Origin of the sequence: Segatella bryantii (genome assembly GCF_022024215.1) — a bacterium.
GTDB classification, from domain to species: domain Bacteria; phylum Bacteroidota; class Bacteroidia; order Bacteroidales; family Bacteroidaceae; genus Prevotella; species Prevotella bryantii.
This window is the reverse complement of the sequence record NZ_CP091797.1, coordinates 985,001-996,501: the sequence shown is the minus strand read 5'-3', so window position 1 is coordinate 996,501 and position 11,501 is coordinate 985,001. Positions and strand designations below refer to the sequence as shown.

General features: G+C 41.8%; 7 protein-coding genes and 1 rRNA gene (1 of these 8 cut by a window edge). 7 read left to right on the top strand and 1 reads right to left on the bottom strand.

What is annotated here, in order from left to right:
• Positions 1 to 100: 100 nt before the first annotated feature.
• From L6471_RS03735 to L6471_RS03715, 5 genes are all read left to right on the top strand, one after another.
• Complete coding sequence (locus L6471_RS03735; protein WP_237796873.1) at positions 101 to 2,377, top strand: SLBB domain-containing protein; 2,277 nt, start codon at positions 101 to 103, stop codon at positions 2,375 to 2,377.
• A 12-nt stretch (positions 2,378 to 2,389) separates the two neighbouring features.
• A complete protein-coding gene (locus L6471_RS03730) occupies positions 2,390 to 3,472 on the top strand; it encodes a Wzz/FepE/Etk N-terminal domain-containing protein (RefSeq protein ID WP_237796872.1) in 1,083 nt (360 codons plus the stop codon).
• A gap of 44 nt (positions 3,473 to 3,516) precedes the next feature.
• Complete coding sequence (locus tag L6471_RS03725; RefSeq protein ID WP_237796871.1) at positions 3,517 to 5,970, top strand: SLBB domain-containing protein; 2,454 nt, start codon at positions 3,517 to 3,519, stop codon at positions 5,968 to 5,970.
• A gap of 285 nt (positions 5,971 to 6,255) precedes the next feature.
• The gene (locus L6471_RS03720; protein WP_237796870.1) at positions 6,256 to 7,140 is read left to right on the top strand and encodes a hypothetical protein; all 885 of its coding nucleotides are present in this window, start codon (positions 6,256 to 6,258) and stop codon (positions 7,138 to 7,140) included.
• 130 nt (positions 7,141 to 7,270) lie between these two features.
• On the top strand, positions 7,271 to 8,029 hold the full coding sequence (locus tag L6471_RS03715) for an SDR family NAD(P)-dependent oxidoreductase (protein ID WP_237796869.1): 759 nt from the start codon (positions 7,271 to 7,273) through the stop codon (positions 8,027 to 8,029).
• Between the two features lie 32 nt (positions 8,030 to 8,061).
• Here L6471_RS03715 and L6471_RS03710 read toward each other — a convergent pair whose 3' ends face one another.
• Entirely contained in the window at positions 8,062 to 8,388 is a 327-nt protein-coding gene (locus L6471_RS03710) for a hypothetical protein (RefSeq protein ID WP_039869803.1), read from the bottom strand.
• A 902-nt stretch (positions 8,389 to 9,290) separates the two neighbouring features.
• Between L6471_RS03710 and L6471_RS03705 the strand changes: the two genes are divergently transcribed.
• Together L6471_RS03705 and L6471_RS03700 are read left to right on the top strand one after the other, a co-directional pair.
• The gene (locus tag L6471_RS03705) at positions 9,291 to 9,467 is read left to right on the top strand and encodes a hypothetical protein (protein ID WP_196801603.1); all 177 of its coding nucleotides are present in this window, start codon (positions 9,291 to 9,293) and stop codon (positions 9,465 to 9,467) included.
• Positions 9,468 to 10,179: 712 nt separating this feature from the next.
• Positions 10,180 to 11,501 (top strand): 16S ribosomal RNA (locus tag L6471_RS03700) (it continues 208 nt past the right edge of the window).

The window sequence follows — 11,501 nt, the reverse complement described above, 5'->3', positions numbered from 1 at the left end:
TTTTAAGTGTCTTTTTTGATGAAAAAAGTATGAATTATGCTGAAAAAGCATTATCTTTGCATTCAAATTTGTGAATAAGAAAATATATAAACTTTAAGTAATGAAAAGAATTTTATTCGGTTTCATGCTAGCCATGATGACACTTGGGGGTTATGCCCAGGTTCAAGCGGGAGCTAAACTTGATAAAGGAAATGCTGCGCTGAAAAAGGACAATGGTATGACGAAACAAGAGCTTACCACAGGCAAAGCGGGAAATAGTGTAGAACTGCAGGATAAAGCTCAGCAGGAAGAAAGGGCTATTGATCAAGACATCAAGCGGAGTGTTGCCCAGAACAAAGGTAAGTCTCGTAAAATTTTCGGTCATGATATTTTTAATAGTAAGTTGCTGAGTTTTGAACCGAATATGAATATCGCTACCCCTGCTAATTATGTGCTTGGTCCTGGTGACGCAGTGGTTATAAATATTTATGGTGGTAGCCAGAAAGAAAATACTTATCAGATTTCTAATGAAGGTACGGTAACTGTTCCAGGTTATGGCCCTATCCGCTTGAGTGGTTTAACGGTTGCTCAGGCTAATAGTCGTTTGCGTAAGACGCTGGGTAAGCGTTATCGTAGCAGTAATATGAGTACGAGTGTGAGCAGTACCCGTAGTATCCGCGTCAATGTGATGGGTGAGGTCACCGTGCCTGGTACTTATACTTTGAGTGCGTATGCTACTGTGTTCCATGCCTTATATCAGGCTGGTGGTATCAATAATATCGGTACTCTTCGTAATATTAAGGTGTTCCGTAATGGTCGTCAGGTTAGCGTGGTCGATGTTTATGAATATATCATGAATGGTCGCCTGGCTGGTAATGTACGTCTGCATGATAACGATGTGATTATCGTCGGACCTTATGAGAGTCTTGTTGATATTGCTGGTGCAGTAAAGCGTCCTATGACTTACGAGATGCGTAAGAATGATAATGTTGCTACTATTCTGAACTATGCTGGTGGCTTTGCAAATGATGCTTATAAGGGCCAGATTCGTTTGCTTCGTGCTAATGGTGACGAGAAGACGGTGTTTAATATTAGTCAGAATGAACTGAAGTCTTTTAAGGTGATGGATGGTGATGCCTTGAAGGTTGATGATATGCTCGATCGTTATAGTAATATGGTAGAGGTGAAAGGTGCTGTGTTCCGTCCTGGTCTTTATGAGTTGGGTAAGGAGGTTACTTCTATCCGTTCTTTGGTAAAAATGGCTCAGGGCTTAACGGAGGATGCTTATCCTGAGCATGCTGTTATCCATCGTTTGAAGGATGATCGTACTAAGCGTGTTATTGCTGTAAATATCAAGGATATCTTGGACGGTCGTGCACCTGATGTTCAATTGAAGAATGAGGATGTTATCTTTATCCCTACAGAGGCAGATAAGACTAAGGCGCGTACCTTGACAATCAGTGGTGAGGTGCAATTCCCGGGTACTTATGAATATGCTGAAAATCAGACTATCGAGGATTTCATCGTTCAGGCAGGTGGCCTTACTGATGCTGCTTCTACGGCTAAGGTAGATGTGAGTCGTCGTATCTTAAATCCTAGTGCTACTCAAGCTGGTAATGAAATCGCTAAGACTTATACTTTTACTTTGCAGAATGGGTTGTTGATTAATCCAGAGCCTGGATTCTTCTTGCAGCCTTATGATCAGGTGTATGTACGTAGAAGTCCGGGGTTTGAGGCGCAACGTAATGTAACGATTACTGGTGAGGCTCTTTTCCCTGGTGAGTACGCGATGGTTCGAAAAGATATGCGTTTGAGCGATCTTGTTAAAACTTCAGGTGGTGTCTCTTCTTATGCGTATGTGAAGGGTGCCCGTATCGAACGTAAAATGAGTGAGGATGAAAAATTGCGTATGAAGTCTATTCTTAAGGCTATGGCTCATCAGAATACGAAGCACGATTCGATAATTGTTGACAATGTAGTGCTGGGTGATACTTATTATGTAGGTATTGATCTTGAAAAGGCTTTGGCTAAGCCTGGTTGTCCTGAGGATTTAATTCTTCGTGCTGGTGATAAGTTGTTTATCCCAGAATATAACCCTACAGTACATATTTCGGGTGACGTAATGTTCCCTAATACGGTTTCTTATGTACCAGGTAAAAAGACTGCTTACTATATTAATCAGGCTGGTGGCTATGGCAACCGTGCCAAGAAGGGTAAGACTTTCGTCGTTTATCAGAATGGTCATGTAAGTGTGAAAGGTAAGGGTAAGATAGAACCGGGATGTGAGGTAATCGTACCTAGTCGACCTGATCGTAAAGGCATCGATTTCAGTGCCCTTGTTGGTATGGGTACAAGTCTTGCCTCTCTCGCCACTGTTATTGTAGCATTAACCAAGTAATTGAACAAAATCATGAACGAAGATAATAATAGAAATATAAATCCTTACGAGGAAGAGGAAGAAAGTAGTATTGATTTCGGTGCGATTTTCGCTGCACTGAAAAAGCAGATAAGACTTTATCTGATTATTGTACCTATTTTTTGTGTGTTGGGTGTAGCTTATGCTCTTAATCAGGTGAATTATTATACCAGTACTGTGATGTTGGCGCCTGAGGCGAGTACGGGTGGTGCTTCTAGCATGGGTGGCTTGGCTTCTTTGGCTAAGCGCTTTGGTGTTAGTGGTCGAAGTTCTTCTAGTGCCCAGGATATGGATGCTATTTTGCCTGACTTGTATCCTGATTTGATTAACTCTGTTGACTTTAAGACCAAACTCTTCGAGGTGAATGTGCATCATAAGGATAAAAATGATAATATGCCTTATTACAACTATTTATTGAAGTATCAGAAGCGTGGTTGGATAGGTGAATTGTTCGGCGGTCCTATGGATACGATTAAGGTGGAGCCTGTTAATCCTTTTGAATTGACCAAAAAGCAGGATAAAATAGCTAAGGCTATTGATGAGAATGTGGTTTGTGATGTGGATCCCAAGACGGGTGTGATTACGATTACGGTAACCGATCAGGATGCTTATATCGCAGCTTGTATGGCGGATAGTGTGCGAGGTCGTCTGCAACGCTTCATCACGGATTATCGTACTGCTAAAGCTCGTCGTGACTTGGCTTATCAGACGAAACTCTATAAGGAAGCTAAACGTAAGTATATTGATGTTCGACAGAAATATATTGCGTATAGTGATGCTAACCAGGATATTGTTTTAGAGAGTGTTCGCTCTAAACTTGAGGATTTGGAGAATGATATGCAGTTGAAATATAATAGTTTAACTTCTCTTGATCAGGCTGTGGAAGCTGCGCAGGCAAAAGTACAGGAGTTTACTCCGGCTTTCACAACGTTGCAGTCGGCTACTGTTCCGGTGAAAAAGGCTGGACCTTCAAGAGCAAAAACTTGTGCTGTCTTCCTGTTGGTTGGCATACTCTTGGCAACGGGTATTGCGCTGTATAAAGAGGATCAAATCAAACCTTTGTTAGGATTGAACTAGAGTTGTTCATGAAATGGTAATTGATTCTATTAGATAGATATCTTATGAAGAAATTTTTATTCTGTTTAATGACGGTTTTTTGCCTTGCTCTTTCTGCTTCGGCGCAGATGAGTGATGAAAAGGTGGCTGAATATATCAAGTCGGCTGCTGCTTCGGGTAAATCGCAAGGACAGATTACGGCTCAGTTGATTCAGAAGGGAGTTACTATTGACCAGATTCGTCGACTTCGACAGGCGTATTCTTCGGATATTGCGAAGAGGGGCTTGTCGGGTACTGCTGATATGGCTGTGGATAAGTATGGTGATAGACTGAGTCAAAAGAATGGTAAAACGGGTGGCCAGGATTTGACGGCTGGTAAGGTGAGTGGTAATGCTAATCTGACGAATGAGTCGCAGATTACTTATCGAAAGATGGTTCGTGATGCTGAGGTGGAAGCGGCTATCCAAAAGGCTGAGACTGACGCTACTGGCAAGAAGGTATTCGGTCGGGATGTCTTCAATAATAAACTGTTGAGCTTTGAACCAACGATGAATATCGCTACACCGGCTAATTATGTATTGGGACCTGGTGATCAGGTGGTGATTGATATTTATGGTGGTAGTCAGAGTGAGAATACTTATACTATATCTAATGAAGGTACGGTTACGGTTCCTGGCTATGGTCCGATTCTTTTGAGCGGGTTGACTGTAGCTGGAGCTAATGCTAAGTTGAGCAAGACGCTGGGTAGCCGTTTCCAAAGTAGTACGGTGAAGGCAAGTGTAAGTCAGACTCGAAGCATTCATGTGAATGTGATGGGTGAAGTAAAGGTTCCGGGAACCTATGTCTTGAGTGCTTATGCTACTGTCTTTCATGCCCTATATATGGCTGGTGGTATCAATAACCTTGGTACGCTGCGTAATATTAAGGTGATGCGTAATGGGCACCAGATTTCGATAGTTGATGTCTATGAGTTTATTTTAAACGGTAGACTGGCTGGTAATGTACAGTTGAAAGATAATGATGTGATTATCGTATCGCCATATGATTGTTTGGTAGATATTAGTGGTAGCGTGAAGCGCCCGATGACTTATGAGATGCGTAAGAATGAGAGTGTTGCTACTATTCTGAAATATGCTGGCGGTTGGGCTAATGATGCTTATAAGAAGCAGGTTCGTATCCTTCGTGCAAATGGTGAACAGAAACAGGTTTTCAATGTTGATGAATTCGACATGAATAGCTTCCGCGTGATGGATGGTGATGCCATTTCTGTTGATCAGATTCTTGATCGTTATGAAAATATGGTTGAGGTCAAGGGTGCTGTCTTCCGTCCAGGTTTGTATCAGTTGGGTGATGAGATTAACAGTGTTCGCTCATTGGTGAAGTCTGCTCAGGGATTGACTGAGGATGCATATGCTAAGCATGCTGTTATTCATCGTCTGAAAGAGGATCGTACCAAGACTGTGATAGCTCTTGATTTGGAGGCTATAATGAACGGTGATGAACCGGATATGGCTTTGAAGAATGAGGATGTGCTTTTCATTCCTACAGAAGCAGACAAGACCAAGGCACGTACTTTGACCATACATGGTGAGGTACAGTTCCCAGGTACTTACGAATATGCTGAGCATCAGACTATTGAGGATTTCATTGTTCAGGCTGGTGGCTTGACCGATGCTGCTTCTACCGTGAAGATAGATGTTAGTCGTAGAATATTGGATCCTACAGCTCTTCAGTCTTCTAAATTGTTGGCTAAGACATATTCTTTCACACTCAAAAATGGTTTGATTATTGATCGTCAGGCGAATTTCTTCTTGGAACCTTATGATGAGGTGTATGTTCGGAGAAGTCCGGGCTTTGAAACCCAGCGTCATGTAACGATTGATGGTGAGGCTCAATTCCCGGGGCAGTATACCATGACGACCAAAGCTATGAAATTGAGTGAGCTCGTAAAGGCTGCTGGTGGAGTTACTAAGGACGCTTATGTTCATGGTGCTCGTATTCAGCGTGTCATGAATGAGGAAGAGAAAATGCGTGAGAAAGCAGTAGCTCGCGTTGCAGAGAACTATTTGTCTCGTAAGGATTCTATTAAAGCTAGTGGGATGATGACTGAAGACCGCTATTATGTCGGTATAGACTTAGAGAAGGCCTTGCAGGATAGTACTTGTGCTGATAATATTGTCTTACGTGAGGGTGATCGCTTGTTTATCCCTCAATATAATCCTACTGTTCGTGTTTCTGGCGATGTGATGTATCCTAACTCTGTGGCTTATATGCCAGGTAAGGGTATGAGTTACTATATTCAGCAGGCTGGTGGATATGGTAACTTGGCGAAAGCGAAAAAGTCGTTTATTGTTTACCAAAATGGTAAGATTGGTGAACGCAATGATAAGATTGAACCGGGATGCGAAATTGTTGTGCCGTCTAAACCTGAGCGACAGGGTTGGAAATTTGCACAGATTTTTGGTATTAGTATGAGTGTTGTTTCACTAGCTGCGGTAATAGCGGCATTGTTGAAATAAAATTGAGAAAAGGGAAGCAGATTGCTTCCCTTTTTTGTATTCGCCCGATGAATAAAAAATAATCAACCTTTTTGTATGATAGTCCATGATTATGCTATCATACGAAGAAGAATTAAATAAAAATATACAGATTTTAACTTATTTATACTTTTTCGTTTTGATGTGTTGAAAATTGTTTATAATTTTGCATGTGTAGTATTAAATTTTTACAACATGCAAGCGTTTAAACAATATTGGTTTTTATTTGGAGTATTTTTTTGCTTTATTTTATCTTCATGTGAGAAGATGGTGTTGGATGATATTGATGATAATGATTCTGATGTGACTGAAAATCATGAGACTCATGAAGGAATGGTCGCTCTGCGAATTACGCCTTTTGTCGGTGACCAGGCCAAATGTAGCTGGAAAGTGACGAGGGCTTCTGTCGATGCATCGGCAAATTGTAATTATTTGTATGCTGTGGTGTTTGATAAAGATGGTAACGTGGAGTCGGAGGCAACTTTCAATCAAAGTAATATGAATGAGATTACCTTGTATATGTCGAAGGGACATAATCATCGGGTGGCGCTGCTGGGGACTTATACGGCAGGTATTTTAGATGATAAAGGATGTATTTCTTTTGATAAGTTAAGTCAGAAAACGTATTATGCCGTTAAGGATTTTCGTGTTTCTTCTTCTAAAGAAGGTGAAATTCATGACGAGGTAACCTTAGTTCCGGTTGTTGCTTCTATTTGTTTAGAAACGCAGGTGTATGAGCAGCCGGTGGATATTACCATCAATGTGAGACAGCGGAGTACAAAATTTGACTTGTACAGAGGACAAGGGATTGAGACGGCTCCTACTTCTATTCAGGCAAAAGGGATGATTTTTAACGAAGGTGGAAATCATTTGAAGATTCAGACTTTTATTGATCCAGATAACATGGAAGTGTTTACGGGAGATATTCAGACTCTGCCGCAGTCTTCTGATGTCTATTATAAGGAGGGTTCTCTTGCTGTTAGTTGTAAGGATTCTAATTCTGGTGCAGATATGTGTACTGTCAGTTGTTCTGATTTTGCAATTGCGATTCGTCATACAACTACCTTGACAGGTATATTATTTAGTAATCCTGCTGCAATGGTAATCAAGTTGGATGATGATTTTTTTGAAGGTCCTACTTTTCATTTTTAATCGTAAAGCTCCCTTGGTCGGTTTTCTGAAGGTTGTTCTTGGTCATCTCATAGAAAAGGTGTACCTTTGTGGAGAATCTTAACAAACTAGATTTGGAATATAATAACATAATAACGAGAATAGTAGGAACATGAAGAAGATTGCTCTTATCACGGGTGCCACGTCGGGTATCGGACGTGCTTGTGCTTTTAAATTTGCTGAAGGAGGATATAACTTGATTATTACAGCACGTAGTGCTGACAAACTTGAAATAGTGAAGCGAGATTTGGAGGATTTGGGTGCAGAAGTGCTAGGTTTAGCTTTTGATGTTCAGAATCGTGAGGCCTCTAAAAAAGCGTATAATTATCTTCCTCAGGAATGGCGTGATATTGATGTATTAATTAATAATGCAGGTATGGCTCGCGGTTTGGAACCTGAATATAAAGGATCCTTTGAGGATTGGGATGAGATGATTGATACCAATATTAAAGGTTTGCTTACTATGACTCGTCTTGTTGTGCCTGGTATGGTGGAGCGTAATCATGGGCATGTTATTAATATCGGTAGTGTGGCTGGTGATGCCGCTTATGCAGGGGGCAATGTTTATTGCGCTACCAAAGCTGCTGTAAAAGCGCTTACTGATGGTCTTCGTATCGATTTGGCTAATACTGCAGTGCGTGTAACAAATATAAAACCAGGATTGGTTGAAACAAATTTCTCTAAGGTTAGATTTCATGGTGATGTGGAACGTGCGAATGCGGTGTATGATGGAATTAAGCCTTTAACGGGTGAAGATATTGCGGATGTGTGTTATTATGCAGCTTGCGCTCCTGAGCATGTTCAAATCGCTGAAGTGTTGGTACTGGCTACTCATCAAGCAAGTGGAAGTGTGATTTATCGTACAAAATAATCGCATCATAGTTCTCCTGTGAGGGTGCGAATTTATTTCTCATCTTCAGGTACACCTTCTGGTAAATATACTTTACCACCTCGGTAGACTGCAAGAAGGGTACCTGAAGCGTTGCGAATCTGTCCGTTATCTGACCAATAGGCGATAATGTTGCCTCTCATGTCTGCAACTTTATGATCGAAGAAATGACCGATGAGACGATCGTTATTGTAGATTTCACCCTTGCGATTATAGCGTAGCGGATAGCCGATGTTTTTTACTTTCCATTTTTCACCATCTCGCTCAACGAATTGGTAAGCAATAACAAATTTGCCTACTCGTCGCATTTTTATCATTAAGTTTGCATCCGAATTTTCCATAATCGGGTGCGAAATTACATAATAATTGGGACTAATACGCAAGATAAAATTGGTTTTAAATATATTTTAGATTTATTCTTTTCAAAAAATGCACACACCTGTTGAGTGTGCGCATTTTTTGTAGGATAGGTTTCCTTATACCTAAATTCTAGTTTATTAGGTACATATAGGAAAAACAACACAAAATCAGTTATTTATTTGCTCAGTTCAGAAAAACATATTACCTTCGTACTGCAAAAACAGTCGAATAGTGCGACTATTTTTGCAGTAAGATATTTAAGATTATGATTATTCTTTTGTCGGTATGTGAAACGACATTCCGTCTTTGCCAGGCTGGTCAATATGGATTTTGTCCGATGTTGATGTGACTCTCAGTGTTGATTTTTTCCTGCTTGTAATGGTTTGACTGTCAAATAATTTATCAAAAAACAGTGTTTTCAAAAATCGTCATCTAGCTCAAAATATTCAACTTTTGATCAGCCTGTTTGGTCTTTTTTCTTCCCCTCGATTTTCTCTCCCGCCAAAACCCCAGCTCCTGGGGGGCGAAACCTAAGACTTTGTTCGCTAAACTCTATGACCTTATCGCGTCAACCCTAAGCTTTCGACCCCTAGGAGCTGGGGTTTTGGCGCCCATTTCTTGAACCGAAGAAACGCTAAATGTGTAACATGCTGATATTCAGGAAGATATAAAAATTCTTCAAAATTCACGTATTTGAGGCATTCTTACATCGCAATTTCAAATACGCAAGTCTCATGAGGGTTCTTGTCCGTAAAATTCAAATCGGTTCTTTTGTTGTACATGTCGTAAACGAAAATAACTGACCTCGCCAAGGAACTTTGTTGCCTTAGACTCGTCAGCTATCTGAAGCCCTCTGTTTTTTAAAAGAGCAATCTGGTCAGCGATGGATAACGCTTGCTTGGTATATAATCTCAATGTGGTCATAAAAGCAAAAGACCCGCCCTGGTTCGCTGGTCTTAAGGGAAGCGTGGCGGATTCTGTTGCTGCAAATATAGATAGATTATTGGGATTAAGCAAACCTTTTGCCAAGAAAATGATTGTTACCACCGCCTTTTGTTAAATAGCAGCGTAAATAGCAATTTTTTAGAGAAATTCTTGGCGAATACATTATTTATAGTACTTTTGAACTGTCAAATCCCACGTTATATAGCTTGTCTTAGGCTAATGTGGAACTTACTTGTTCATCTATATGTGAGCGGAGAAGAGAAGCACCATACCGAAAGATGATTTGGCGTCTGACTGAGGTCGGTAATATGGGTGAGACACTACAATCTTCGAAAGACTGTCTGCCAATACTCGTCATGTTATTGCCGATGGTGACGGAAGTAGGGCCATACTTATTTTTTTTTAATCCTTATATATTATTTTAATCTTTAATCCTTTATCCTTATATTATATTATAATGTGTACGTCCACGGGAGCAAGCTTTCATTGTCAAAGAACGCGCAAAATATTAGTTTTTTGCAATTTTTTCTTGAAAACATTTGGAGGTTATGGATATTTTGTATACCTTTGCACTCGCTTTCAAACAAACGGGAGCAGCCAAATAACGTTGGTTACGAGGCTTAAAAGAAAGAGTTCTTTGAAAAGATTACATAGACAGAGAAGTAGTACAAGAAGCGTTCACATATTATAGATATGTGTGAATGGGTAACAAAAACGAACCGTCAAGTTTAGTTTTTGTCCAGGCTTTAAACCGACTTCAATAAAAGGATAAGCATCCTTGAAACAGAGACAAATAATCTATTCAATTAGATATTCAAAGATATTTTACAATGGAGAGTTTGATCCTGGCTCAGGATGAACGCTAGCTACAGGCTTAACACATGCAAGTCGAGGGGTAACATGAAGAAAGCTTGCTTTCTTTGATGACGACCGGCGCACGGGTGAGTATCGCGTATCCAACCTGCCCATAAGTAGGGAATAGCCTTGCGAAAGTAAGATTAATGCCCTATGGTTTCCATTAAAGACATCTGAGATGGAATAAAGATTTATCGCTTATGGATGGGGATGCGTCTGATTAGGTAGTAGGCGGGGTAACGGCCCACCTAGCCGACGATCAGTAGGGGTTCTGAGAGGAAGGTCCCCCACATTGGAACTGAGACACGGTCCAAACTCCTACGGGAGGCAGCAGTGAGGAATATTGGTCAATGGACGGAAGTCTGAACCAGCCAAGTAGCGTGCAGGAAGACGGCCCTATGGGTTGTAAACTGCTTTTTTAGGGGAATAAAGTTAGCCACGTGTGGTTATTTGCATGTACCCTACGAATAAGGACCGGCTAATTCCGTGCCAGCAGCCGCGGTAATACGGAAGGTCCGGGCGTTATCCGGATTTATTGGGTTTAAAGGGAGCGCAGGCCGTTTGGTAAGCGTGTTGTGAAATGTCCGGGCTCAACCTGGGCACTGCAGCGCGAACTGTCAGACTTGAGTGCACAGGAAGCGGGCGGAATTCGTGGTGTAGCGGTGAAATGCTTAGATATCACGAAGAACTCCAATTGCGAAGGCAGCTCGCTGTAGTGTTACTGACGCTAAAGCTCGAAAGTGCGGGTATCGAACAGGATTAGATACCCTGGTAGTCCGCACGGTAAACGATGGATGCCCGCTGTTTGCCCTTCGGGGTGAGTGGCTAAGCGAAAGCGTTAAGCATCCCACCTGGGGAGTACGCCGGCAACGGTGAAACTCAAAGGAATTGACGGGGGCCCGCACAAGCGGAGGAACATGTGGTTTAATTCGATGATACGCGAGGAACCTTACCCGGGCTTGAATTGCAGATGACGGATCTAGAGATAGTGACTTCCTTCGGGACATCTGTGAAGGTGCTGCATGGTTGTCGTCAGCTCGTGCCGTGAGGTGTCGGCTTAAGTGCCATAACGAGCGCAACCCTTCTCTTCAGTTGCCATCAGGTCAAGCTGGGCACTCTGGAGACACTGCCACCGTAAGGTGTGAGGAAGGTGGGGATGACGTCAAATCAGCACGGCCCTTACGTCCGGGGCTACACACGTGTTACAATGGCCGGTACAGAAAGTCGGATGCCCGTAAGGTCATTCTAATCAAGAAAGCCGGTCCCAGTTCGGACTGAGGTCTGCAACCCGACC